The organism is Rubinisphaera margarita (assembly GCF_022267515.1).
In the GTDB taxonomy this organism is placed as follows: Bacteria; Planctomycetota; Planctomycetia; order Planctomycetales; family Planctomycetaceae; genus Rubinisphaera; species Rubinisphaera margarita.
Window position 1 is genome coordinate 181,892 of record NZ_JAKFGB010000014.1, and the last position, 24,040, is coordinate 205,931.

24 protein-coding genes are annotated in these 24,040 nt (G+C 58.9%); 17 read left to right on the forward strand and 7 right to left on the reverse strand.

Annotated elements, in window-relative coordinates; all coding sequences use genetic code 11:
* The first annotated feature begins 6 nt into the window (after positions 1 to 6).
* From L1A08_RS13615 to L1A08_RS13680, 14 genes are all read left to right on the forward strand, one after another.
* On the forward strand, positions 7 to 279 hold the full coding sequence (locus tag L1A08_RS13615) for a BMC domain-containing protein (RefSeq protein ID WP_238756985.1): 273 nt from the start codon (positions 7 to 9) through the stop codon (positions 277 to 279).
* A gap of 60 nt (positions 280 to 339) precedes the next feature.
* Entirely contained in the window at positions 340 to 1,539 is a 1,200-nt protein-coding gene (locus L1A08_RS13620) for an acetate/propionate family kinase (protein ID WP_238756986.1), read from the forward strand.
* A 163-nt stretch (positions 1,540 to 1,702) separates the two neighbouring features.
* Positions 1,703 to 2,020, forward strand: coding sequence for a EutN/CcmL family microcompartment protein (locus tag L1A08_RS13625; RefSeq protein WP_238756987.1), 318 nt, complete (start codon positions 1,703 to 1,705; stop codon positions 2,018 to 2,020).
* Entirely contained in the window at positions 2,020 to 2,514 is a 495-nt protein-coding gene (locus L1A08_RS13630) for a hypothetical protein (RefSeq protein WP_238756988.1), read from the forward strand. Before L1A08_RS13625 ends, L1A08_RS13630 begins: the two co-directional genes overlap by 1 nt.
* A gap of 49 nt (positions 2,515 to 2,563) precedes the next feature.
* On the forward strand, positions 2,564 to 3,991 hold the full coding sequence (locus L1A08_RS13635) for an aldehyde dehydrogenase family protein (protein ID WP_238756989.1): 1,428 nt from the start codon (positions 2,564 to 2,566) through the stop codon (positions 3,989 to 3,991).
* A gap of 202 nt (positions 3,992 to 4,193) precedes the next feature.
* Complete coding sequence (locus L1A08_RS13640; protein ID WP_238756990.1) at positions 4,194 to 4,448, forward strand: EutN/CcmL family microcompartment protein; 255 nt, start codon at positions 4,194 to 4,196, stop codon at positions 4,446 to 4,448.
* Positions 4,449 to 4,456: 8 nt separating this feature from the next.
* On the forward strand, positions 4,457 to 5,131 hold the full coding sequence (locus L1A08_RS13645) for a hypothetical protein (protein ID WP_238756991.1): 675 nt from the start codon (positions 4,457 to 4,459) through the stop codon (positions 5,129 to 5,131).
* Between the two features lie 147 nt (positions 5,132 to 5,278).
* Positions 5,279 to 5,566 carry a EutN/CcmL family microcompartment protein gene (locus L1A08_RS13650; RefSeq protein WP_238756992.1) on the forward strand — a complete coding sequence of 96 codons (288 nt, stop codon included), beginning with the start codon at positions 5,279 to 5,281 and terminating at the stop codon, positions 5,564 to 5,566.
* Positions 5,567 to 5,663: 97 nt separating this feature from the next.
* Positions 5,664 to 6,614, forward strand: a complete 951-nt coding sequence (locus tag L1A08_RS13655) for a class II aldolase/adducin family protein (RefSeq protein WP_238756993.1) — start codon at positions 5,664 to 5,666, stop codon at positions 6,612 to 6,614.
* A 301-nt stretch (positions 6,615 to 6,915) separates the two neighbouring features.
* Positions 6,916 to 7,851 (forward strand): malate dehydrogenase, encoded by a 936-nt coding sequence (locus L1A08_RS13660; RefSeq protein ID WP_238756994.1) that lies wholly within the window; start codon positions 6,916 to 6,918, stop codon positions 7,849 to 7,851.
* A 302-nt stretch (positions 7,852 to 8,153) separates the two neighbouring features.
* Positions 8,154 to 8,657 (forward strand): hypothetical protein, encoded by a 504-nt coding sequence (locus tag L1A08_RS13665; RefSeq protein WP_238756995.1) that lies wholly within the window; start codon positions 8,154 to 8,156, stop codon positions 8,655 to 8,657.
* A gap of 311 nt (positions 8,658 to 8,968) precedes the next feature.
* Positions 8,969 to 9,910, forward strand: coding sequence for an AAA family ATPase (locus tag L1A08_RS13670; protein WP_238756996.1), 942 nt, complete (start codon positions 8,969 to 8,971; stop codon positions 9,908 to 9,910).
* Between the two features lie 421 nt (positions 9,911 to 10,331).
* Positions 10,332 to 11,732 carry a hypothetical protein gene (locus tag L1A08_RS13675; protein ID WP_238756997.1) on the forward strand — a complete coding sequence of 467 codons (1,401 nt, stop codon included), beginning with the start codon at positions 10,332 to 10,334 and terminating at the stop codon, positions 11,730 to 11,732.
* A 50-nt stretch (positions 11,733 to 11,782) separates the two neighbouring features.
* Entirely contained in the window at positions 11,783 to 12,262 is a 480-nt protein-coding gene (locus L1A08_RS13680; RefSeq protein WP_238756998.1) for a hypothetical protein, read from the forward strand.
* 288 nt (positions 12,263 to 12,550) lie between these two features.
* Here the strand turns inward: L1A08_RS13680 and L1A08_RS13685 are convergent, their stop codons facing one another.
* From L1A08_RS13685 to L1A08_RS13700, 4 genes are all read right to left on the reverse strand, one after another.
* Positions 12,551 to 13,813 carry a hemolysin family protein gene (locus L1A08_RS13685; protein WP_238756999.1) on the reverse strand — a complete coding sequence of 421 codons (1,263 nt, stop codon included), beginning with the start codon at positions 13,811 to 13,813 and terminating at the stop codon, positions 12,551 to 12,553.
* A gap of 158 nt (positions 13,814 to 13,971) precedes the next feature.
* Positions 13,972 to 14,766, reverse strand: a complete 795-nt coding sequence (locus L1A08_RS13690) for a hypothetical protein (RefSeq protein ID WP_238757000.1) — start codon at positions 14,764 to 14,766, stop codon at positions 13,972 to 13,974.
* 72 nt (positions 14,767 to 14,838) lie between these two features.
* On the reverse strand, positions 14,839 to 15,438 hold the full coding sequence (gene clpP, locus L1A08_RS13695) for an ATP-dependent Clp endopeptidase proteolytic subunit ClpP (protein ID WP_238757001.1): 600 nt from the start codon (positions 15,436 to 15,438) through the stop codon (positions 14,839 to 14,841).
* An 85-nt stretch (positions 15,439 to 15,523) separates the two neighbouring features.
* Positions 15,524 to 16,174, reverse strand: a complete 651-nt coding sequence (locus tag L1A08_RS13700; protein WP_238757002.1) for a ClpP family protease — start codon at positions 16,172 to 16,174, stop codon at positions 15,524 to 15,526.
* Between the two features lie 305 nt (positions 16,175 to 16,479).
* Between L1A08_RS13700 and xylB the strand changes: the two genes are divergently transcribed.
* Complete coding sequence (gene xylB, locus L1A08_RS13705; protein WP_238757003.1) at positions 16,480 to 18,021, forward strand: xylulokinase; 1,542 nt, start codon at positions 16,480 to 16,482, stop codon at positions 18,019 to 18,021.
* 618 nt (positions 18,022 to 18,639) lie between these two features.
* Here the strand turns inward: xylB and L1A08_RS13710 are convergent.
* Positions 18,640 to 19,878 (reverse strand): Gfo/Idh/MocA family protein, encoded by a 1,239-nt coding sequence (locus tag L1A08_RS13710; protein WP_238757004.1) that lies wholly within the window; start codon positions 19,876 to 19,878, stop codon positions 18,640 to 18,642.
* Between the two features lie 5 nt (positions 19,879 to 19,883).
* The gene (locus L1A08_RS13715) at positions 19,884 to 20,324 is read right to left on the reverse strand and encodes a universal stress protein (RefSeq protein WP_238757005.1); all 441 of its coding nucleotides are present in this window, start codon (positions 20,322 to 20,324) and stop codon (positions 19,884 to 19,886) included.
* 136 nt (positions 20,325 to 20,460) lie between these two features.
* Between L1A08_RS13715 and L1A08_RS13720 the strand changes: the two genes are divergently transcribed.
* Entirely contained in the window at positions 20,461 to 21,483 is a 1,023-nt protein-coding gene (locus tag L1A08_RS13720; RefSeq protein WP_238757006.1) for a D-2-hydroxyacid dehydrogenase, read from the forward strand.
* Between the two features lie 592 nt (positions 21,484 to 22,075).
* Here the strand turns inward: L1A08_RS13720 and L1A08_RS13725 are convergent.
* Complete coding sequence (locus L1A08_RS13725; RefSeq protein WP_238757007.1) at positions 22,076 to 22,723, reverse strand: hypothetical protein; 648 nt, start codon at positions 22,721 to 22,723, stop codon at positions 22,076 to 22,078.
* Between the two features lie 519 nt (positions 22,724 to 23,242).
* Here L1A08_RS13725 and L1A08_RS13730 point away from each other — a divergent pair.
* Positions 23,243 to 24,016 carry a flagellar hook-basal body protein gene (locus L1A08_RS13730; protein ID WP_238757008.1) on the forward strand — a complete coding sequence of 258 codons (774 nt, stop codon included), beginning with the start codon at positions 23,243 to 23,245 and terminating at the stop codon, positions 24,014 to 24,016.
* The last annotated feature ends 24 nt before the right edge of the window (positions 24,017 to 24,040 follow it).

Sequence of the window (24,040 nt, forward strand, 5' to 3'; positions counted from 1 at the left end):
ATCTCGATGAACGATGCAATTGGAATGGTGGAAACAAAGGGTCTGATCGCTCAGATCGAAGCTTCCGATGCCATGTTGAAGGCCGCCAACGTCTCTCTGGTTCAGCAGATCCAGATCGGCGGAGCCTACATCACGACCGTGATTCGCGGTGATGTCGGTTCGGTTCGTGCCGCTGTCGACGCCGGTGCAGAAGCCGCTTCAAAGATCGGCGAACTGGTTTCGGCTCACGTGATTCCTCGTCCGCAGGGCGATCTGATGGAACAGTTTCTGAAGAAGTAAGCCGTCGAACTGTCTGCTCGGTTGTCGGACTCACTCGTTGTTTTGTCAGGGAAGAACCTCATGAAAATCCTCGTGGCTAATCTGGGATCGACCAGCTTCAAGTACCGGCTGTTCGATATGGAAACCGAAGCACAACTCGCACGGGGCGGGATCGATCGAATCGGTCAGCCTGGTGTCGAAAGCTGCTGCGTCGTCGAGATCGGATCGCACAAAGCGGAGCGGAATCAGGTTGTGCCTGACCATGCCACCGCCGTGCAGATTTGCCTGGAACAGCTGACTGATGCCGAGACCGGGTGTCTCAAATCGGTCGAGGAAGTGGCGGCGATCGGTTTCAAGGCCGTGTTCGCCGGAAAGCTGAGTGGGGTTCGACGGGTCAACGACGAACTGCTGGAGATGATGGAGGTTCTGTCCGACGTCGCTCCGGCTCACAATCCTCCGTACGTGAAAGCGATGCGGGAACTGCAGTCGGCCTTTCCGAACATGCCGCTCGTGGCTGCCCTGGAAACCGGGTTCCACGAAACGATTCCGGAAGCCAACCGACTGTACGCCGTGCCGTATGAGTGGAAAGAGGATTACGCCATCCAGCGGTGGGGGTTCCACGGAGCCAGCCACCGGTTCATCGGCCAGCGGGCCGCGGAACTGCTCGGACGCGAGGACCTGAAGATCGTCTCCTGTCACCTTGGGGGCTCCAGCTCTCTGTGTGCACAGAAAGGCGGACAGTCTCAGGCCACGACCATGGGCATGACTCCGCAGACCGGACTGCCGCAGAACAATCGGGTAGGCGATTTCGACGCGTTCGCACTGCCTCTGTTAATGAAGTCGACCGGCAAGTCTCTCGAAGAACTGCTGGCCGATCTCAGCAAGAAGGGCGGGCTCTTCGGACTGAGCGGCGGACTGAGCAGCGATGCCCGCGATCTGGAAGAGGCGGCTGGCAACGGACATGAAGGAGCTCAACGGGCTCTCGATGTCTATGTCGCCAATATCCGTCACTACATCGGGGCGTATATGGCGACTCTGGAAGGGATCGATGCGATCGTCTTCACCGGCGGCATCGGCGAGAACAGCCAGTACATTCGCGAGCACGTTTGTGCGGGATTCGAATGGGCCGGCCTCAAGCTCGATGCCGACAAGAATGCAGCCGGTCGCGGCAAGGAAGGTTCACTGGCCGCAGCCGACAGCGAAATCGACGTGTGGATCATTCCCACGAACGAAGAGCTGGTGGTCGCCCGACAGTCACTGCAGTTGATTAACAACGGATAAGAACGACGCACTGCTGGATCAGCCGGCAGGAGCACCTGGCGAGATTACGGTTGGGTGGCACTGGCTCGGCCAGTGCAAAACGTAAGGCTCGCGAACAGATCGCACTGGCGGAGCCAGTGGCACACACGGGTAGACAGTTCACAGGTATTTCGGAGACGCGGACATGTTCATTGGGCGAATTACTGGCAGCATTGTTTCGACACACAAAGTCGATTCGATGATCGGCCAGACACTGTTCGTCGTCGAGCCACTTCGTGTCGATGAACAGACCAAAGACAAGCTGAAGCCAACCGGACGAACCTTCATCGTGGTCGATACCGTGGGAGTCGGTGTGGGCGAGATCGTTCTGTGTGTCCAGGGATCGAGTGCCCGTTACACCGAACAGACCAAGAAACTGCCGATTGATGCCGCGGTGATTGGCATCGTCGACAAGGTCAGCATTCACGAATCACTGATCTACGACAAGTCGGAGGATGAGTGATGGACGAGCAGAACTCACCGCAGGCACAGAACACCAAACGGACGATCCTGATCATCACCTTCAGCATGATCATGGGCGTGGTGATGTTCGCCGTGGTGACGTTTCTGATCGCCGAACCCAAGGCTCAGCCGGATGACAATCTGATCTCCTACGTGATGGCCGGACTTGCCGTGCTCTGCCTGGCAGCCGCGACCGTCGTTCCGGGAGTGATCGTAAGTACGCTCGAAACGCAGAAGTCTTCTGCCGACGAGCAGCCGGATTACATGACGTATCTCGGCATCTACCAAACCAGGACGATTATTCAGTACGCACTGCTCGAGGGAGGAGCGTTCGCGAATCTGGTGGCCGTCTTTGTTGAAGGGAATCGCTGGTCGCTGATGGTCGCCGGAGCCCTGCTCTTCGTGATGATCATCCAGCTGCCCACCCCCGGACGAATCGACAACTGGATTCGACATCGTCGGGAGATGAATCAATTCGGGAACTGGAATCAGTAAGCACGCCGTGACTATCCGGCGATTCACATAACGACAAGGATTCTTTTCGATGCAGAACACCGAAGCCACAATTCGCACGGTCGTCCAGGAAGTCCTGGCACAGCTGCACAAGCAAAACGGGAAGGCTCCCGCGAAGTCGGAACGTCAGAACGGCGACTGGGGTGTCTTCACCGATACCGACCAGGCGATCGCCGCTGCTCACGAAGGCTTCGAAGCTCTGCAGAAGTCGACGATGGAAGCCCGGGCCAAGATCGTCGAGATCGTCAAGCGGATCTGCAACGATCAGGCTGAAGAACTCGGTCGGCTTGAACTCGAAGAAACCAAAGTCGGCCGCCTCGAACACAAAATCGAGAAGCTGCAGATCATCAAGAAGGTTCCGGGCGTCGAATGGCTCAAGTCGGACGCCATGAGCGGCGATCACGGCCTGACCGTTGTCGAGTACGCACCGTTCGGCGTCATCGGAGCGATCACTCCGGTCACCCACTCTCTGCCGACTCTGGCCGGTAACGTGATCAACATGGTCGCCGCCGGCAACACGATGGTCGTCAACCCGCACCCGAGCGGCAAGAAGATCGCCTGCGAAGGGGTTCGCCGCTTCAATCGGGCCATCTACGCCGCAACCGGACTGCAGAACATCATCAACATCGTTTCGGAACCGACTCTGGAATCGGCCGAACGCATCTTCGCTCACCGCGATGTCAAAGTCCTCTGCGTGACCGGTGGACCGGGCGTTGCCCGTGCCGCCATGGCGAGCCGCAAGAAGGCGATCGTTGCCGGCCCGGGGAATCCTCCCGTCCTCGTCGACGAAACCGCCGATCTCGATAACGCCGCCCGTTCGGTCATCGCTGGCGGCGGATACGACAACAACCTGCTCTGCATCGGCGAGAAGGAAGTCTTCGTCGTCGAGTCGGTCTTCGATGAGTTCATGGCCGCCATGGACCGAGCCGGAGCCAAACGACTCAACTCCTCTCAGGTGGACCAGCTCAGCAAGACCGCGTTCAGCCCGCCAGAGAATGCCGACGACCACTATCACTTGAATCGCGACCTGGTCGGCAAGCATGCCTCGTTCCTGGCTCAGCAGATCGGACTTTCGTTGCCGGAATCGACTCCGCTGCTGTTCGGCGAAACCGATGAGAGCAACCCGTTCGTCCCGGAAGAGCAGATGATGCCCTTCGTGCCGATCGTTCGCTGCCGCGACTGGGAACACGGCGTCGACCTGTGCGAGAAGTACGAACACGGCTTCAAACACACCAGCCTGATTCACACCCGCAACGTCCGCCGCATGTCGATCATGGGCCGTCGGATGGATACGACCCTGTTCATCAAGAACGGGGCCTCGCCAGCTGGTCTCGGACTGGGCGGCGAAGGGTATCTGTCCTTCAGCATCGCAACGCCAACCGGAGAAGGGGTCACCAACCCGCTGACCTTCACCCGCCAGCGTCGGTGCACTCTGGTGGATGACCTGCGTGTCATTTAGTCAACAAGACAGGAAGACCGAAGGGTAGCCCCGAAAGTTTCTTTCGGGGCGGCGCAGCCGCAGGAGGCTGCAGTTCCCGCGAGTTACAAGAACTGAATTGGAGCCTGGAGAACGCGATCATAAGTATTCTCCCACGGCTTCACCCCGCACAGACAGGAATGTCTGTGCCACCATTTTCAAGTACGAGACAGACAACACTCCCATGCAACTGGCCCGGGTCCACGGAAAAGCGACTGCCACGGTGAAGGCTCCTGCCCTCAAGGGGTGGCGATTGCTGCTGGTCCAGCCGTTGATGGTCGATGGTTCGCCGGACGGTTATCCGATGCTGGCCATCGACAATCTGGGAGCCGGTGTGGGCGACACCGTGCTGCTGACCACGGACGGAGCAGCGGTGAAAGACATCATGAAAACCGATGCCTCGCCTGTGCGGTACGCCATCATTGGCATTGAAGATTGAAGTACGGAATGAACTGGAACAACGTCGATATCGAATCCATCGTGGGCAACGTGCTGGCTGAACTCCAGCAGCGGGGTCACACCGTGTCGACAGCGGTCCCGTCCGTTCCTCAGAACGAACAGAAACGCAATCAGTCGCCCCTGTTGACCGACCGGGTCATCACCGCGGACCTGCTTGCCCAGAACGTCCAACCCGCAGCCACGATCTCCATCCCAGCCGGCTCGATCATTACGCCAGCCGCCCGGGACTATCTGCGGGAAAAGAAGATCCAGATTCAGCAGCGACAGCCAGCCGGCACCACGAAAGCAGCTCCAGCCGCGATGAAATGGCGGGGGCTGATTGTCACGGCCGGCGACACCCTGAAGTCCTCGCTGGCGAATCTCGAGAAGAACACAAACATCGGTTGGTCCCAGGAATCGAGTGACTCCACGGAAGCGGCTGCCGAAACGGCGAAACACGAACTGGCCCGAGGCGGAGCGCACGGCTTCGTGATCTGTACCGATCGCGTTGCCACGGCGTGCTGCCTGGTCAACCGCAGCGAGTCGGTCCGCGGAGTTGCGATCAATTCGGTGAAAGACATTCCAGCCATTGCAGAACTGAAGGCGAACGTCATCTGCCTCCCCTGCAACGGATTGAGTTTCATCGACTACCGAACAATCTTCCGGGCTCTGGCCAGCCACTGAATCAAACGAACCAGGAAACAACAGCGACGTTCCGAAGCCAGTTGAAACCAACGGCCCACGAACACGGAACCCGCATTTTTCCCTCACCCTAACTCAGGGGAGACGAGGGAACTGAAAACAGACAAGCACGAGTAACAGGATCGAATCATGCGAGTCGGAGAAATCGTCGGGAAGGTGACGCTGTCGACCTGGCATCCGCAGTTGCGGGGTGCCTCATGGCGACTCGTTGTCCCTTTCAACCTCGACAACCTGAGCGATCCCGATGCGAAACGAGACGAACCGTTCGTGATCTACGACGAACTGGGAGCCGGCAATGGAACGCTGGTCGCAATTGCCGAGGGACCGGAAGCCTCTGCTCCGTTTTATCCGGAACAGAAACCGATCGATGGCTACAACGCCGCCATCATCGACGAACTGAGAGATGAACTGAAGTAACCGCCGCCGAATCCCTCGCGGCTTAATGAATTCAAAACGATTCACGCAACCTTTTTGAACAGCGGCTCCTCTTGAGTGGAGTCTGATGGAGAGAATCATGGAAAATCGCTGGAACAGTGGCATCAACGACCGCAAACTCAAAGAAGAAATCTGCGAGATCGGTCGCCGCGTCTACGACAAGGGCTTTGCAGCCGCCAACGATGGCAACATTTCGATCCGCGTCGGCGAGAACGAAGTGCTCTGCTCGCCCACGATGATCTGCAAAGGCTTCATGACTCCCGACGACATCTGTGCCGTCGACATGGAAGGCGGACAAATCGCCGGAAAGCGGAAGCGAACCAGCGAGATCCTGCTGCACCTGGCCATCATGAAGGAGCGGCCGGACGTCAAAGCGGTCGTCCACTGCCACCCGCCTCACGCGACTGCGTTTGCTGTCGCCCGCGAAGCCATTCCGCAGTGCGTGCTGCCGGAAGTCGAAGTCTTCATGGGTGAAGTGCCGCTGGCTCCGTACGAAACTCCGGGCGGAAACGAATTCGCCAGCACGGTCGTGCCGTTCCTGAAGGCAACGAACACGATCATCCTGACCAACCACGGCACCGTCAGCTTCGGCAAGACGCTGGAAGAAGCCTACTGGAAGACCGAGATCCTCGATGCCTACTGCCGCATCCTGATTCTGGCCAAGCAGATCGGTGGCATCACCTATCTCAACGAACAGAAGAGCCGCGAGCTGATCGACCTGAAGAAGCGACTCGGCTTCGACGATCCCCGCTTCCACAACGAAGACTGTGACCTGTGCGGCAACAGTGCTTTCCGTGAAGGCTACAAAGAAGCCGACACGCCGGTTCAGCGGGCCTTCGAAAAGGCTCCGGACTATCCGGGTTACCTGAAGGCTCCTTCGTACTCTCAGAACAACGGTAGCAGTAATGGCAGCAGCAACGGAGCCTGCAGCCTGAACAACGGAGCCGCGAAGAAGGACAGCTATGTCGGCATGGACGAGCTGGTCAAAATGATCACCGACCAGGTCCTCGCCTCCCTCAACGGCAAGTAATAACAACGGGGTGCCATGCCCACGCTCGCGTGGGCATGCATTTCCTATCGACAGAGAAATGGGATGGCCCGGAGATTGATCTCTGGGTGACGCAGTCACAAGAGCCTTGTCTTGAGCGACCGGTTGCAGACTGGAGTTGGCAGATTCAATCGACGCCAGCTCAAAGGAATCGGTGAAAGAACGTTCTACGTTGTTGCCAGGCCTCCTGTTGCGTTGCACACAGAGAGGAATCTCTGTGCCATCCGGTTCGCATTCACACATATATCCGACAGACCTATCTGCGATTGATTCGAGGTTATCCATGAAAGTCAGCATCATTGGTGGAGGGGGGCTCGTTGGCTCCTGTGCGGCGTTTGCTCTGCAGGCCGGCGGCATTGTTCGCGATATCGCTCTCGTCGACGTGAACCAGGATCTCGTGGAAGGCCAGGCTCTCGACCTGATCCACGGAGCCGCCTTCATGGCCGACCAGACTTTCACTTACGGCGGCCCCGAGCTGTCGAAGGATGCCGATGTGATCGTCATCACGGCTGGACTCCGCCGGAAGCCGGATGAAAGTCGTCTCGACCTGATCAACCGCAACGTCGCTCTGTTCCGCAACATTCTCGCCGATCTGAAGAAGACCGGCATGAAGAAAGACGCCATCGTCTTCGTCGTCTCCAACCCGGTCGACGTGCTGACCTATCTGGCGATTCAGGAACTCGGACTGCCTCCTCATCAGGTCCTCGGACTCGGTACGGTGCTCGACACGGCTCGCCTTCGCGGGATGCTCGCTCAGCGGATCGATGTCCCGGCGACTCAGGTGCAGACGCTCATTCTCGGCGAGCACGGCGACAGCATGGTGCCAATCTGGTCGGCTGCTCAAATCGCCGGCCTGCCGCTTGAGAAATGGCCCACCGTCACGTCAACGCTGATCAGCGAAGTCGAGAAGAAGACACGCGGCAGTGGAGCAGAAGTCATTAAGAAGAAGGGCGGAGCCGGTTTCGCTGTCGGAGTATCGATCGCCGAAGTCGTCCACAGCATCGCTCTGAACCAGAAGCGGGTCCTGCCGGTCTCGTCGCTCCAGAACGGAGCCTACGGCCTGCGGGACGTCAGCATCTCGGTGCCGACCGTCGTCGGTCGCGTCGGCGTGCTCGGCCATGTCGAAATCGAACTCTGGCCCAAAGAACGCATGGGTCTGCAGAACTCGGCCAACGTGCTCCGCGGCACCATCGACACGGTTCTGAAGGGCCTGAAGTAACCGAAACGTCGCTCTCGATTCTCGCACGTTTGAGCGGACTCCCCGGAGTTGGCTCAAACGTGCACGTCTGAGTCATCCTTCTTTGCACGCACTGACGGAGCCAGTGGCACTCTTCCATGCGGTTCGCGGGCGATCTGGCACAATCGCTACGATCCCGGGATTCTTTGCAGAACATCGGATTTTACCCGATCGTTATCAATCGGGCGTGCTTCCGCTGTCGATCCTCGTCATAATCGGTTTGCCCGAACACGGGCACGGAACATGTCTTAGAACGATACCGCACTCCAGGGAATGATGGTTTCATGGGCAAGTGGAGCGCATTTCTGATCTCGCTGATTCCAGCTGCACTGGCTGGCTACCTCGGCTATCTGCTCGTCACGATCGGCCTGCCGGTCGTTGAGGATCGCGGTGCGATGTTCTGGGTGCCTCTCGGAGCCGGCCTTGCGGCCTGCCTGATGAGCGTACTGGCTCCCTTCGGGATTGCGATTTTCGCCCGGTCAGAACCGAAGATGGTCGCGGTGACCAAAGAGCCGCGAGAAGATCTCGAGCTTTCCGGAGCGGATGAAGAGTTCATGAGCGACGATGAAGTGGTCGCCGACAGCGAATTCGCAAGCGACGATGAACTCGATGCCGGCGGCTACGACGATGAAGATGACTTCTCGGCCGAAGACTTCGCCTCCGATGACGAAATCGATTCGAGTTCCAACTACGAGACCGCTGAAATTGCTTCCGATGAATTCAGCGAAGAGTTCGACGAGTTCGAACTGACCGACGAGAACGACGAAGACGACGACCTGTTCAAATAACGGCTCGCCGTCGAGAAACGTCCCTCCGCTGCCTTGTCGACGCATCGGGCTTGTGGAATGTGAAATCCTCGGCAATTCCGAGCCGGGTTGCTTTGACGAACGAAATCCGTTCTCGTTAGTGTTAAACTCCCACGCAGCAGCCTGAACTGATTGCGGCTGCTTCGACAATTGATCAGTCTCCAGGAATTCTCCAAGTTCTCTGTAGAGAATTCACTTTTCGCCGTTTCCATACGTATTAGCATGGAGAAGCAGGCCAGAAGCACCGGGGCTGCAGTCGGAACACGACAGGTGCGGAACCAGCGGAGAGTCGAGTGAACAGTTCGAACGAGACGGCGATTGAACAGCTGATTTCCAACGTGAGTCAGGTGCTTCTGGGGAAAGACAAAGCGGTTCGTCTGGCCGTCACAGCACTGGTCGCCCAGGGACACCTGCTCATCGAGGACGCTCCGGGAGTCGGTAAAACCTCACTGGCCAAAGCTCTCGCGCTGAGCCTCGATGGCGAGTACAAGCGACTGCAGTTCACGCCCGATATGTTGCCGAGTGATATCCTCGGGACGAGCATTTATCTGCCGGGATCCGGTGAGTTCGAATTCCGTCAGGGACCGATCTTCACCAACGTGCTCCTCGCCGACGAAATCAACCGGACCACACCTCGAACGCAGAGTGCCCTTCTTGAGGCCATGAGTGAGTTTCAGGTCTCGATCGACGGTAAGACCCATCGCCTGAAGCGACCGTTCTTCGTTTTGGCGACCCAGAATCCGCACGAATTCGAGGGAACCTACCCGCTGCCGGAAAACCAGCTGGACCGGTTCATGCTTCGGATCGAAATCGGCTATCCGTCCATGGACGTGGAACGGGAAGTCCTGCGAACGCATCGACTTGGGGAGCCTGTTAACCAGTTGCAGCCAGCCATGAATATTGAGAATCTGCTCAAGATTCAGGACGAAGTCCGCGAAGTGAAGATGGACGAGAGCATTCACGATTATGTGCTGCAGATCGTCCATGCGACGCGGGATCACGAAGAGCTGTCCCTGGGAATCAGCACCCGGGGTGCTATTACGATGATGCATGCTCTGCAGGCGTACGCGTACGTGAACGGCCGGGATTATGTCGTTCCGGACGACGTGAAGGAGCTGGCCGTTCCCGTGTTTGCCCATCGTGTGGTGGTCGGCGGAATTCTCCGCGAAACGAATCGCGAACGGGCCGCGAGCATCATTCGCGGTATGCTTTCGACAATCGCCGTCCCCGTTTAGAACATTTTCATGCTTCGCCCGCAGTCGCCTGGACGCGAATCCCCTGCCATACTGAGTTTGCTCCTGCAAACGCCTGCAGACGAATTCTAGATTTGCTCCAGGTCGGGCTGTAGCGTGCGAAACAGAAGCTTCGGTGGTAACGGATTTGATCCTGTGGGTGCCCGCCTGTTGTGTCTCTGTTCAAGATGTTCAGATGGATGTTCACTGGTTGTGCTGTCGTATAAAGAAACAGTAACCCGTTGAAACTCCACCGCTTCCGGCTGGATTTTGTTTTTGCTGCGCGTCGTTTTCTGGTACCATACGTGATCGGACATGGGTGCGGGGCGGCCGCTCTGCGCCCGTCCGGAGCTGTCAACGGACTGGCCAATTCAGCATCACGAGAGATTCTCCCGACGCCATCACCGGCCGAAGTTCATCATCTATGGATGCGATTCTTTCCGGTTATTATGTCAGCCATACAGCCTGGCTCTATCTTTCAGCCATGCTGATTATCGCTGTCTTCTATCGATTCCGGCGGCTCTGGTCGTTGCGGAACTTCGATATCCTTTTGCTGCTTTCGCTTTCGCCCGGACTGCTGATGGTCCGCGACGAATCGAGCTACGCGATCGGCAACACCTGGCTGTTTGTCGTTACGGCACTCTGCCTGACCCGCCTGTTGCTTGATCGACATCTGACCAAACGCAGCCGGCTTGAACCGAACATGAGTACCCCTGGAATTACCTTTCTGGGAATCTGCGCGCTCGCGTTTCTGATGACTGAAGCAATCACGCGACCGGCTCCGCCCGGTTCGGTCACCACGGTGCTGCACGGTGAGAGAATCCTCAACGCGGCGACGCAGCAGGGCGCCCGGGAATCGACCGAGCGACTTCCGATTGATCGCAGCGAGGCCGAGAATCCGTCGTCCGACGAAGTCACGGCTGGGCCAACCGCGTCACTTTTGGCAATGCCAGCCGTCGCGACATCGAGACAGTTCCTGGCCGATCGTGGCCGCGGGGCTTCGAATCTGCATTTCGGGATCGTCGAAGAAACAGCCGCCCGGATCGTCGCCATTCTGGCCCATCTGGCAATTGTCTTCGGACTGTTCTGGATCGGTCGCAGCCATTTCAAGGATCGAACTCAGGGACTGGCGATGGCCACCCTCTATCTCTTGATCCCCTGTACGTCGTTCGTCGTCGGAGAGGTGAATCAGGTGTTGCCCAGCGCGTTCATTCTCTGGGCGCTAATCTGTTATAACCGGCCTCTGACCGCCGGCGTCTTGATGGGCTTCGCGTGTGGCTCGATGTTTTTCCCGGTCTTCCTGCTGCCAATCTGGGCCTCGTTTTTTGGCTGGAGGCGGTCAATTCGCTTCTTCCTCGGCGTGGCGATTGTCGCGGCGGTCCTGGTTGGCACCGTTGCTCTGATTTCGGCGGATGCCTACGCCTTCACCCAGCAGACGATCAACCGCATCGATTTCCGCGTCCTGAGCTTCGACGGAGCCCCGAATGAACGGGGCTTCTGGAACAGTCTTCATCCGGCTTATCGCATCCCGGTGATGGTCGCCTTCCTCATTCTGGTGATTACCCTCACCGCCTGGCCATGGAAGAAGAATCTGGAAGTGCTGCTGTCGTACAACGCCGCGATCATCGTAGCGACGCAATTCTGGTATCCCCAGTTGGGGGGCGTCTATTTGCTCTGGTATCTGCCGTTGATGATTCTCGTCGCCTTCCGACCGCGTCTGCTGGCTGAGAAAGACTATCCCCAGACGCAGCCCTCCGTTCGCAGCAATGCCTTCGCCAATCAGCCGAGGAGTGCCAGCAGCATCTCGGCTCCTCTTTACCGCTGATTTCCGGCGTCCCTCTCCGCATGTCGAACCCCGCCGTGAAAACCAGTGCCGTGAAATCATCTCGCGTTCCGAAAGCCGTGTTGCTTCTAGTCTGGCGAATCTGTGCAACCGGGTGGACCGGAGCGGCGTCCCTGTTCGTCCTGATCACGGTGCAGGAGATTCTCAGTGCGAAGTTTGAATCGATCGTACTCGATCAACTCGTGCTGATTCGCTTTCCGCTCTATTACGGGTTCTCGCTGACCGTGCTCGGTCTTGCCGCCGTATCGTCTGCACTGTACTGCGTGCTCGTTCAACGAACCTGGCGCTGGCTGACGGCGGCCGCTCTTTCGGCGACCGCATTTCTGGTGCTGACCGGCGACTATCTGCTCGTCTACTCGCAACTGGTCGACATGCTGACGCCGCTCGGCTCCCCGCGTCCACACACATTTCCGTTCTATCATCAACTCACGGAAACCCTGAACGGCATCGCGCTTATTCTCAATCTCGCCGCAACGATTCTGGTCTGTCTGCCCCTTCGCGAAGATCGTTAGCACTGACGGCTATCCCGACCTACAGAACAGCGAGTAGCGCCAAGGGGGGGACCCTGATAGATGTGCTATCAGGTCGGCGAAGCGGTAGGAGGATGCCGTTTGGCGAAGGCGAAATTCAGACCTTCCCCTTGACAGAAGTTTCTCACCAAGACCTCTGTCCAATCCCGTACTCCCACGGCTGCGCGGCCCCGAAAGAATCTTTCGGGGCCACCCCCTGCGGGGAGACTCATGAGCCGCCTGACGGGTCTCCCAGTCGACAGAACGTGCGATTCCGCCTGAGCAGGCGCTTTACGCCGTCACGGGGATCGTCTCATCCCGTTCGATGCGGAGCTTGATGAGCTTGCGTTTGTCGGCTTCGAGGATGGTCAGCCGCAGGTTCTGCCAGGTGAGCGTTTCCCCTTTGGTGGGGATCTTTCCGAGCTGGGTGAAGACAAAACCGCCGATCGTTTCGTAGTCTTCGTCCTCGGGAAGCGCGAAGGCGAACTGTTCGTTGAGGTCATCGATGTGGACGCGGGCATCGACGTCGACCGTGCCGGGGCGAACCTGCTTGATCTCCTCTTCGTGCTCCTTGTCGAACTCGTCTTCGATGTCGCCGACGATCTCTTCGAGGATGTCTTCCATCGTGACCAGTCCGACGACCCCGCCATACTCGTCGAGGACGATCGCCATGTGAACGTGTTCGCCCCGCATGCGTTCGAGCAGCGATTCAATCCGCGTCGATTCCGGCACATACAGCGGATCACGCAGGATGTCGATGAGGACGATGTCTTCCTCGCTCGAGTTGCCAAGCTGCTGCAGCAGATCTTTCGCGTACAGAATCCCAACAAGGTCATCGTGCGATTCCCGGAAGACCGGAACACGCGAGTGACCGGCGTCGATCACTTGCTGACGCACTTGCGGGACCGGGGTATCGACCTGAATGCAGACCATGTCGGTCCGTGGAGTCATCACGGCTGTCACGTCTTCGTGCTGGATCTCCATGAGCCGTTGAATAATTCGACCGGCTGAGGACTCAATGACACCTTCTCGTTCGCCCTCGTCGATCACGGTCCGCAATTCTTCGGAGATGAGCGTCGGATCGTTTTCGTTCGGCGTGATGCGGCCGGCCATGCGATGGAACAGCGTATCAAGAGCATCGGCCAGCATGACGACCGGCGTGAAGCACCAGGTCGCTGCGGCAATCGGCGGCCAGGCGATGAACACGAACATCTCTCCGCCGACCTGGCCAATAGCTTTCGGCAGCAGGAAGCCGAAAAGGAAGACATTCACCGCCGTAATCGTATAGCCGAGCGGCGTGGCATCGCTGGAAATGCTGACCAGACAGAATGCAAACAGGCTGGCCAGGAATAGAAGCTCTGCCGTGAACGTAGCGGCTTCGTCGCGACGAAGAATATGGCCGAGCCGCTGTTCCTTCTTGTACTGCTTGCAGATGGATTCGAGGCGACTTCGACTGTATTCGCGAAGGCTGTGAAACGTCAGAGAGAGAAGGAATAGACAGACGCCGACGGCGACTTGGATGATCGGGGGGACCACCTCGGTAGTTGACCTCATTCATGAATTAAGATGGACTCACAGGGCGGAGCATCTCGCCGGTCCGGGGCTGTGGTCGTCAAATCAAAGGCTATCCCGTGGCGCCCTGCAGTACAAGCCAGATTCGCAACCGAACAGGGCGAAAACGATCACTTCCCGACAATTCGTCGGAGGCTTATTCAGCGGTAAATCGGAAATTCATCGATCGTACGCCGGTCCGAGGTCTCGATCCGATCATTCTGAGGACGGACGGTGAGGGAATCGTGCGGCGGCGGTGCGGAGACCGGCTCACGCGGAGTCGGGACTTTGGTTTCCATACCCGGCGGGTCCGGGACCTTATCTTCGAACGACACCTGTTCGATGACTCCCGCGGATACGCCGGTCTCAAGCCGGGCTTGATGCGAGAACTCGCGGCCATCCAGTGATCTCAAGGTCACGACCACATTCACAGGAGAGGTCGGCAGCAGCGAAGCATCGAGCGGAAGTTGAATCACATAGCCCGAGGTCACCCAGCCGGTCGACCAGTTCTCGGCCAGTTCAGCGGCCGGGATGTCGAAACGGGCCAGTTCGGTGGACTCATCCAGCAGCTTCAGTTCCAGATTTCCGGGGATCTTCAGCGCCTCGTTATACTGGTCAACGGGAGTAACCACCACATTGAGCAGTCGTTGATCGCTTTCGCTCGCCGGAAGAATGGCGGATTGCAACTGATCGATCTTCAGGCCAGAGAGACGATAGAGCACATTGGCCTGTTCGGGTTGGAGCACAGGTTGACCGGTTCCAGCGAGCTGCGTGCGCAGATCAGCGGCTTCTTTTTGCGAGAGCGCCAACTCGTTCTCCGAACGTTCCAGCTGCTGAGAAAGTTGATGCAGGCGATCTTCGTGTTCCCGCAGACGGGATTCGAGCAGTTCGGTGTTGCGACTGGTGCCGCACCCACAGCACAGCAACACAAGCAGCATTCGCGTTAAACCAGGCATTACGTCATCCATGACAGCCGGGGGAACAGGAAACCAGCCTCCGGTATCGTGACCGGAGGCTGGGATTCAAACTTATTTCTCGGGCATTGGCAGCTTCTCGAGAATCTTGTCGACCAGACCGTACTCCATCGACTCTTCAGCCGAGAGGAACTTGTCGCGGTCGGTGTCGCGTTCGATCTCATCGAGCGTGCGGCCGGTGTGCTTCTGCAGAATCTCGTTCATGCGTCGCTTGACCTTGAGGACCTCGCGGGCGTGAATCTCGAGTTCGGCAGCCGTTCCTTCCATGCCGGCGAGCGGCTGGTGGATCATCACGCGGCTGTTGGGCAGAGCATACCGCTTGCCGGGCGAGCCAGCGGTCAGGAGCACGGCTCCCATACTGGCGGCCTGGCCCATGCAGTAAGTGGCGACATCGCAGCTGATGAACTGCATCGTGTCGTAAATCGCCATGCCGGCGGTGATCGAACCACCTGGCGAATTGATGTAAAGGTGCACGTCGGACTTGGGGTCTTCGAACTGCAGATAAAGCAGCTGAGCGACGATGCTGTTGGAGATGGCATCGTTCACCTGGGTGCCGAGGAAGACGATGCGGTCTTTGAGCAGACGGCTGTAGATATCCATGGCCCGCTCTTCGCGGCCATTTTTCTCCACCACATAGGGAACCAGAGTTGTCATGGTATTTCTCAATCCTGCTTGAATTGTCTCGTTAAGAACCGGTGTCAATCTTGGAGGACACTTTCCGAAATTCCGTTCGCGTCACTCAGGACTTTCCGGGTTCTGACTTTGTCTTTTTGATCTTCTCGACAACTTCGTCGACCAGGCCGTACTCTTTGGCTTCTCGAGCCTTGAGGTAGCGGTCGCGTTCCGTATCGCGGGCAATCACGTCAATCGGCTGGCCGGTGTGGTTGGCCAGAATCTCGTTGAGAGTTTCGCGGGTGTCGATGATCTCCTTGGCCTGGATCTCGATGTCGGAGACCTGTCCGCCGACCTGTCCGAACGGCTGGTGAATCATCATCTTCGAGTGCGGCAGGCAGTACCGCTTGCCCTTGGCGCCACCGGCCATGAGGATCGCTCCACCACTGGCGGCCAGACCGACACAGTAGGTCGCGACATCGCAGTCGAGGAACTGCATCGTGTCGTAAATGGCCAGAGTCGCGGTAACCGAGCCACCGGGCGAGTTGATGTAAAGGTGCACGTCCTGATGCCGGTTCTCCGACTGCAGGTACAGCAGCTTCATCACGATCAGGTTCGCGCTGGCATCGTGGATGGGTCCATCCAGAAAGATGATGCGGTTTTCCAGCAGCAGGTCGCCAATGCCCATTTGGCGCTGACGGGTATAACCGCCTGAGGAATTCTGCGTGCTCGCCAGTTGATAGTCCCTGGCTTCAGGGAGGAATGGCATGGATGACATGCGGGCTGCTCCTTCACGGCATGGCTCGTCGAGGGTGTACGTTTTGTTCGATCTCCGGACTGTATCAGATCGGGTTTGACCCGTCAGCCCGAGTTCCTGTCTGTCAGGGGAATAGTCGATTATAGGCGCAAGCGTCAAGGAAGTAGAGCCACGGTCCTGATCAGTGGCACGCGGAACTCGCTCCAGCTAAATTGAGCATCGAATCGGCATCGGTGCATGTCTTCACCCGTCGCCGTTCGCTTTTGCAATTCTCATCGCCGCAATCGCGGGTTTTCAACGCAATTTCAGCTCGTCCAGGAGTCAACGTGAGCGTATTTCTCGGCATCGACATCGGAACAAGTGGCACGAAAACCCTGGCTATGCGCGAAACGGGCGAGATCCTCGCCACGTCGACGTTTGACTACCCGCTCTCGAATCCGCGTCCCGGCTGGTCGGAACAGGATCCGGCCGACTGGTGGGCTGCATCGATCAAGGGGGTGCGAGCCGTCCTCAAGCAGGGGAAGATCAAACCAGCCGAGGTGAAGGGGATCGGACTCTCCGGACAAATGCACGGCTCGGTCTTTCTCGACAAGAAGTCCGAAGTCATCCGCCCGGCGCTGCTGTGGAACGATCAGCGAACCGTCGCCGAGTGTGCGGAGATCGAAAAACGAGCCGGCGGACGCAAGAAGCTGATCGACATGGTCGCCAACCCGGCCCTCACCGGGTTCACCGCGCCGAAGATCCTCTGGCTGCGGAACAACGAGCCGAAGAAGTTCGACAAAGTCGTGCAGGTTCTGCTGCCGAAAGATTACGTCCGTTTCTGTCTGACGGGCGAGTTCGCCACCGAAGTGAGCGATGCGTCCGGCACGCTGCTGCTCGATGTCGCCAAACGCAAGTGGAGCGATGCCCTGATCTCCAAGCTCGATCTCGATTCGAGCATTCTTCCCAAGGTTTACGAATCTGAAGACATCACCGGGAAACTGACTGCCGCCGCAGCTGAGGCGCTGGGGCTTCCGGAAGGCATCGCGGTTGTCGGAGGCGGCGGCGACCAGGCGGCCGGGGCAATCGGAAACGGGATCGTCAAATCGGGCGTGGTCTCGGCCACAATGGGAACGTCGGGCGTTGTCTTCGCTCACAGCGATGCGATGCAGGTCGATCCGCAAGGCCGCGTGCACACCTTCTGCCATGCGGTGCGGAACCAGTGGCATGTGATGGGCTGTGTTCTTTCCGCCGCCGGTTCCCTGCAGTGGTATCGCAACCAACTCGGCCAGGCCGAAGTTCAGGCCGCCAAGAAGCAGAAGATTGATCCCTATGAACTCCTCACCGAACAGGCAAAGGAAGTCGGCGCGGGTTGCGAAGGACTCTTCTTCCTGCCGTATTTAACCGGCGAACGGACGCCACACGCCGATCCGCACGCTCGCGGCTGCTGGATTGGTCTGAGCCTTCGCCACGGTCGCGGACATCTTGTGCGTTCGATCATGGAAGGCGCGACGTACGCGATGCGGGACACGCTGGAGATCATTCAGGAAATGGAAATTCCGGTCCGACAGGTTCGACTCTCCGGCGGCGGCGCCCGCAGTGAATTCTGGCGACAGATGCAGGCCGACATCTACGGCAAGACGGTCGTGACCATCAACGCCGAGGAAGGCCCGGCCTACGGAGTCGCTCTGCTGGCCGCAGCCGGAACCGGCGCGTACAAGAACGTGGTCGAAGCCTGCCAGAATACGATCTCGGTCGTCTCCGAACTCAAGCCGGACGGCAAGACCCGCAAGGTCTACAACAGCTACTACCCGCACTACAGAAATCTGTACCAGTCACTGAAAACCGACTTCGCAGAGATCGCCGCCACCGTGGATAAGGTCGGGTAGGACGCGGTGTCCAAGGGGTAGCCTCTCTTCTCAAGGGTGGCCCGTCCGGCACGGGCGGGTGGCGAAGTCACAAGAGGCCGCGCCATCCGCGAGATGTCTGCGAGGGCCGCACGATTTCAGTAGAGAACGTGGATGGTTGCAGCCTCTCGTCGCTGTCGCGACCCGCTCCGACGGACGGGCCACTCTTGCCAGGATTGCACTCCGCCCGTTGCTTCCCAAAAACTTTTTCAGAATTCAGAGGAAGATCTGTCCCCTCGTCGCGTTCCTTTTCGCTGGAAGGGTAGAACGATGCTCACAACGAGTGTCACCCCTCAAAAAAACACGAAAGCGAGACGAACGATGACAACTTTCACAGCGAACACGAATACCAGCCTGGTCAAAGAAGTCAGCAAGCTCCGTTCTGCCAAGCAGACCCCGCAGGGACGCTGCTGCAGCTCATGTCGCTCCTGCCGTAGTTGTCGGTCTTGCCGCAGTTGCCGCTCGTGCAACAGCTGTCGCAGCTGCCGCGGCGGCGGTTGCCACTGATCAGGAATGAAACATGTTGTCTCATTCGCCTCGACAGCCGGCGAGACTTCGGTCTCCGCCGGCTGTTTGTTTTTGGCGGCCTGAAGAAGCGACTCAGGCGAGGCTGACTGGCTGGCGGTTGCGATATGCCTGATTGCCGAGATGGCACAGTTCCGAGCTGATGCGGCCGGTTTCAAAGTCGGCTGCGACCGGCTGGCCGTGCAGAATGGCATCGATGAAGTTACGGGCGTGAGGCTCCGGCGTCTTACTGGCCGGCTGCCCGGCAGAAATTCGGCTGTCGTAAACTTTCCAGCCGCTGCGATCGAGAATCAAAGTGCCCCGCTCGCCGTAGAAGGCCACGCCATGCGGGCGGCCTTCAATGCCCCGCTGCGTCCACTGCCGATGTTCCCACGTAATGGCCGAATCAGCGTAGTCGTACTGCACGTGCAGCGTGTCGGGAGCTTCGCGACCATCGTTCAGGGAATAACACCCGCCGGCTGCGGTGACACGTTCGGGAAGTGCGACCTGCAATCCCCAGCGAGCCAGATCGAGCAGCGTCACCCCCCAGTTGCCGAGTTCGCCCGAGCCAAACTGCCACAGACAACGCCACTGGAAGTGCCAGTCGGCAAACGCGAGCGGACACTCTTTCTCCGGCCCCAGCCACAACCGCTGTTGTTCGGTCGACCAGCTGGCATCGTCGTTCGCTTCAGTCGACCGCAATCGCTGCCGCGGCACGCACGCCCAGGCCTTAGCGTACGCGACCTTGCCGAGTTCCCCGGCATGGAGGAATCGCATGGCCGACTGATAATGCGAACCGCTGCGATGCTGCAGACCGACCTGCACGGTCACATCCGACTTAGCGAGCATTTTCTGGAGATGAACGCCCTGTTCGCTGGTGTGTGTCGTCGGGATTTCGAGATAGATGTGCTTCCCGGCGTCGGCAGCCAGAGCGGACATCCAGGCGTGATGATGATCGGGCGTGGCGATCACCACGGCATCGACTTCCGGATTGTCGAGCAGGCGGCGGAATTCATCGGTGACCGTCAGTGAGTTCGCATCGAGTTCGAGTTCCCGCATCGCTCGCGTGCGGACCGCCGCGTCGACATCGCAGATCCCGGCAATCTCGCAACCCGGAGTTTCCTGAAAAGCCCGCGCGAGGGCCAGCCCCTGATTTCGTACGCCGATCATGCCGAGCCGCACGGTTTCATTGGCGGAACGGGACGTCGGACGCCCAGCGGCGACGGTACTCAGTCCGACAACGCCGGCTGCGGCTGTGGCTGCATTCCGGGCGCCTTCGCCGAGAAACTGGCGACGATTCAGCGAAATCGGAGATCGGGGGTTCTCGTGACTCATACAACTCAATCAGCGTCGTGACGCCGTAAGACCAGCACAGGACAGTGAGCATGGCGGATGACCCGCTCTGCAACCGAGCCCAACAGGGCCCGCTTGATGCCGTGATATCCGTGCGAAGGAATGATAATCAGATCCGCGTTAATGTCGGCTGCGTAATCGGCAATCTCGGTGCCGGGATCTCCGACCCGATTCAACACCGTCACCCCGGTGAAGTTGTGCTCTTCGATGTACTTCGCGGTATGCTCTTTGGTGACCGTTTCCCGCTCCGCTTCATCGACCACGCCCCAGGCAACGCCGGGACTGATGATATCGAGCGGAAACATCACATGAATCGCATGCACGTGCTCCGGTCGGGCCACCAGTTCCAGAGCCGTTTCAATCGCGGGCCGCGACTCTTCGGAGAAGTCGATCGGCACGACCACAGATTTCTTGGGAAGCCACGTCATCGGTGTTATCTTTCCTCAAGTGAGCGGCAAGGGGACTCGGCGGATCCACTATCATTCTGCTGATGTATAATGACTTTTCAATGAGAACACCTCCGCGAGCCCCGCTTTTTGCTGAAATCCAGGAAGGCAGCCCGTAATGTCGACGTCGGCCGAACGACTGAAATTGCTGATTTTCCCGGCGATTGACGCCGACCGTCTGCAGAGAATCACGGCAATCTCGCCCCGCCTGACCGTCGTGAACGCCGAAACTGCGGATTTGGCACGAACGGAGATCGCCGATGCGGACGCCTTTTACGGAAAGATCACTCCCGAACTGCTGTCCGCTGCCGGGCAACTTCGCTGGATCCAGTCGCCGACCGCCAGTCTGGAACACTATCTGTTTCCGGAACTGATCGCCCACCCGGCTACACTGACCAACATGCGGGGGCTCTTTTCGGATGTCATTGCCGACCACGTGCTCGGCTACATCCTGATGTTTGCCCGGAATCTGCATCTCTATCGGGATGCCCAATGGCAACGCCGCTGGGCTCCGGTGGGGGATGCAAACGCGAAGACCGATTTCGTTTCCTCCCCCGGCATCGAAACTCCGATCGATCGAGCGCATCGGCATCTGAGTGACTGCACGATGGGCGTCGTCGGTGTCGGAGCGATCGGAGCCGAGATTGCCCATCGGGGAGCTGCGTTCGGTATGTCAGTCCTCGGCGTCGATCCGCATCCGGTCACGGTGCCGGGGATCATTGAAGAAGCCTGGCCACTGGATCGTCTCCCCGAGTTGCTACGTGCGTCTGACTTCGTCGTCATTGCCGCCCCGCATACGCCGAGTTCGGAAGGGCTGTTCGAAGCCGAGATGATCGCCCACATGCGCCCCGACAGTTTCCTGATCAACATCGGCCGCGGCGCCATCGTTGACCTGGCTGCACTCACAGAGGCCCTGCAACAAAACCGCATCGCCGGGGCCGCTCTCGACGTCGTCGAGACCGAACCTCTGCCAGAATCGCATCCGCTATGGACCATGCCGAACGTGCTGATCACCCCGCATGTCGCGGCTGCATCCCCCCGAGTGCCACAACGCCATCTGACCACATTGCTGGAGAATGTGCGCCGGTTCGTAGCCGGGGAGGAATTGAGGAATGCGGTGACGAAGGAAGAGTGGTGCTAGCTCCCCGTACCGGCGGCAGTTCGCTCACGTCTCTCCAGCCCCAAAGGGGTGGCCCGTCCGACACGGGCGGGTGACGAAGTCACAAGAGGCCGCGCCATGTGCGAGCTTTCTTCGGGGGCCGACGATTTCAGTTCAAAACGCGGATGGTGCGGCCTCTTGTCGCTGTCGCGACCCGCCCGCAGCGGCGGACGGGCCACCCTTGACGATTGCGTTTGTTTCTGCAGCGCCGTATCCGTATTGGACGTTCGACGTGCTGTTCCTCGTCGAAGAACGGGCGTAGACAGATCGCTCACGTCGAGCCCTATGCACGGTTCTCCCACGAACACGAGTCAGAGATGTCTCCACAACCAACGCCGGGTGGCCCGTCCGTTACGGGCGGGTGACGAAGTCACAAGAGGCCGCGTTATGTGCGAGGTTTCTTCAGGGGCCGGATGATTTCACCGGACAACACGCGGATGGCGCTGCCTCTTGTCGCTGGCGCGACCCGCCCGCTGAGGCGGACGGGCCACCCGTCCCGGCCACGCCGATACGCCCGCTTCACGCTTCGGGTTGGGATTCCCTGGCAGTCTACGACTGTGACCTACGTAGCAGTTCACACCGTGTAGCGGCCGGCTTTCTTTTTCGGTTTCGTTTTCACGCGACCGACGTGCGGCGGATTGGGTTTCCTGTGGGCGGCGTGGTGCAGGTATCGGCGGCGAAAAGTGCTCCAGAGGCGGCCGGTGACTTCGATCTTCGTTGTTTGCGCGAGGCCGCGGAGGGAAACGGTGCCGGAGATCAGGATGAGCAGCGAAGCGATGAGCAGGCCGCGACGAACATCCTGCGAATCGGCAATGCGGCTGGCGGTCTGCAGCAACAGCGTGGGTTCGGCCTGCTCGGGGGGAGCGGCATCCGGGAACGCAAGTGGCTCGGCAGTGGCGTCGGCCTGGAGCATGACGTCTGGATGGATCGCCAGTTCGTAGGGGATCTGAATCTGTTGCAGTCCGACTTCTTCGGTTGGCTGCTGTCCGCGATTGAGCCAGGCGATCAACTGCGGTTCGTTGGCGACCGCTTCGATGAACCGGCCCCGTTGCAGGTTCTGCGATTCCAGATCGAGCAGTTCCCACTGCTGCTCGTGACAGAGCAGCCGCATGCGTTCATTGCGAACGTAAAGCGGAGCCAGCGTCGCCGCCGCGAAGAGCAGCCCCGCCAGAGAAGCGGCCAGCGGGAACTGCAGGCCGTGCCACCAGTTCTCGTTGTGCATGATTGGCTCCTCGTCGAGGCACTTGTGCAAGTCGTTGTTCAGAACCAGGGTGGCTCCCGAAAGATGTTTTCGGGGCGGCGCAGTCGTGGGAGTAGTGGGATTCAGCGAGTCATCCGCAGGACGTCGGCTCGGGAGTTGGCGGCATGGATCTATGTCTACCTGCGGCCTCCTGCGGCTTCGCCGCCCTGATAGCGGAGCTATCCGGGCCACCCTGGGGGACGCATTTCTGTGAAACACTCGACTGCTCGACGACAAGCCTCCTGTTGCTTTGCGACACAGAGATCAATCTCGGTGTCCTCCGGTTCTCTTGAGAGAAAATCGTCATCTGCGGAGAGGAAGCTGAGAATTCGTTGTCGTTCGGGGCCTCGGGGCGGGAATTCAGCGAGCAAAACCGGGGGCAGGGGGCTGAGGCAAGGTGGGGTGTTTGCATGAGTCTTTCCGATTTTAACGGTTTTACTCAAGAGGCAGGCTGTAACGGTCGATCTCGAAGAGGGACCTTTCATTTTCGGGAATTGATTCATGTTGTACGGACTTTACCAATCTGCCGTCGGAGCCGACCTTCAGGCTCTGAAGATGGAGACGGTGTCGAACAACATCGCCAATGCCGGAACCTCGACCTTCAAGCGGGATCTGGCGATTTTCGCCGTCCGGCAGCAGCAGGCCGAGATCGATGGTCACCCCGAACACATTCCTCCCGGCATGGAGGGCCATCCCGGCTCGGCCATCGCCGTCGATACCTTCACCGATTTCTCGCAGGGCCCCCTGGCAGAAACCGGAGCCGCCCTCGATGTGGCTCTGCTCGGTCCCGGATTCTTCAAAGTGACCGACGGAGAGAACGACTTTCTCACACGTCGGGGCACCTTCACCGTCAACGCCGATTCGCGGCTCGTGGAATCGGACACCGGTTACGAAGTCGTCGATGATCGCGGTGAGCCGGTGATTGTTCCGCCCGGCTCGACATTGCAGATTCTGGAAGACGGTTCGATCTCGGCTGTCGATCCGGTGACCGGACTGCCGTTGCCGCTGGCGAAGTTCGAGTTGCTGCAGGTCGACGATTTGAACCAGTTGGAGAAACAGGGCGACAGCCTGTATGTCGCTCCCGAATCGGCCCAGCGACTGGCTGGTCCCGACCTTCGCGTGCGTCAGGGATATCTGGAGCAGTCGACCGTGAAACCGGTTCACGAAATGCTCTCGATGATTCAGACCTCCCGGGCCTTCGAAGCGAATATGAATTTGATTCAGCATCAGGAACACACATTGGGACAGCTGCTGCAGGCCGTCGGTGGCCGGTAGTTTTCCGGCTGACGGTGTAACTCC

Excerpts from the sequence above, each read along its gene's own strand:
- L1A08_RS13675 (WP_238756997.1), top strand. The coding sequence starts at position 10,332 with ATGGATGCGATTCTTTCCGGTTATTATGTCAGCCATACAGCCTGGCTC.
- L1A08_RS13720 (WP_238757006.1), top strand. The coding sequence starts at position 20,461 with ATGTCGACGTCGGCCGAACGACTGAAATTGCTGATTTTCCCGGCGATT.
- clpP (WP_238757001.1), bottom strand. The coding sequence starts at position 15,438 with ATGACAACTCTGGTTCCCTATGTGGTGGAGAAAAATGGCCGCGAAGAG.
- L1A08_RS13730 (WP_238757008.1), top strand. The coding sequence starts at position 23,243 with ATGTTGTACGGACTTTACCAATCTGCCGTCGGAGCCGACCTTCAGGCT.
- L1A08_RS13630 (WP_238756988.1), top strand. The coding sequence starts at position 2,020 with ATGGACGAGCAGAACTCACCGCAGGCACAGAACACCAAACGGACGATC.
- L1A08_RS13665 (WP_238756995.1), top strand. The coding sequence starts at position 8,154 with ATGGGCAAGTGGAGCGCATTTCTGATCTCGCTGATTCCAGCTGCACTG.
- L1A08_RS13700 (WP_238757002.1), bottom strand. The coding sequence starts at position 16,174 with ATGTCATCCATGCCATTCCTCCCTGAAGCCAGGGACTATCAACTGGCG.
- L1A08_RS13725 (WP_238757007.1), bottom strand. The coding sequence starts at position 22,723 with ATGCACAACGAGAACTGGTGGCACGGCCTGCAGTTCCCGCTGGCCGCT.
- L1A08_RS13645 (WP_238756991.1), top strand. The coding sequence starts at position 4,457 with ATGAACTGGAACAACGTCGATATCGAATCCATCGTGGGCAACGTGCTG.
- L1A08_RS13685 (WP_238756999.1), bottom strand. The coding sequence starts at position 13,813 with ATGAGGTCAACTACCGAGGTGGTCCCCCCGATCATCCAAGTCGCCGTC.
- L1A08_RS13690 (WP_238757000.1), bottom strand. The coding sequence starts at position 14,766 with ATGCCTGGTTTAACGCGAATGCTGCTTGTGTTGCTGTGCTGTGGGTGC.
- L1A08_RS13640 (WP_238756990.1), top strand. The coding sequence starts at position 4,194 with ATGCAACTGGCCCGGGTCCACGGAAAAGCGACTGCCACGGTGAAGGCT.
- L1A08_RS13655 (WP_238756993.1), top strand. The coding sequence starts at position 5,664 with ATGGAAAATCGCTGGAACAGTGGCATCAACGACCGCAAACTCAAAGAA.
- L1A08_RS13650 (WP_238756992.1), top strand. The coding sequence starts at position 5,279 with ATGCGAGTCGGAGAAATCGTCGGGAAGGTGACGCTGTCGACCTGGCAT.
- L1A08_RS13715 (WP_238757005.1), bottom strand. The coding sequence starts at position 20,324 with ATGACGTGGCTTCCCAAGAAATCTGTGGTCGTGCCGATCGACTTCTCC.
- L1A08_RS13625 (WP_238756987.1), top strand. The coding sequence starts at position 1,703 with ATGTTCATTGGGCGAATTACTGGCAGCATTGTTTCGACACACAAAGTC.
- L1A08_RS13710 (WP_238757004.1), bottom strand. The coding sequence starts at position 19,878 with ATGAGTCACGAGAACCCCCGATCTCCGATTTCGCTGAATCGTCGCCAG.
- L1A08_RS13635 (WP_238756989.1), top strand. The coding sequence starts at position 2,564 with ATGCAGAACACCGAAGCCACAATTCGCACGGTCGTCCAGGAAGTCCTG.
- L1A08_RS13615 (WP_238756985.1), top strand. The coding sequence starts at position 7 with ATGAACGATGCAATTGGAATGGTGGAAACAAAGGGTCTGATCGCTCAG.
- L1A08_RS13620 (WP_238756986.1), top strand. The coding sequence starts at position 340 with ATGAAAATCCTCGTGGCTAATCTGGGATCGACCAGCTTCAAGTACCGG.
- L1A08_RS13660 (WP_238756994.1), top strand. The coding sequence starts at position 6,916 with ATGAAAGTCAGCATCATTGGTGGAGGGGGGCTCGTTGGCTCCTGTGCG.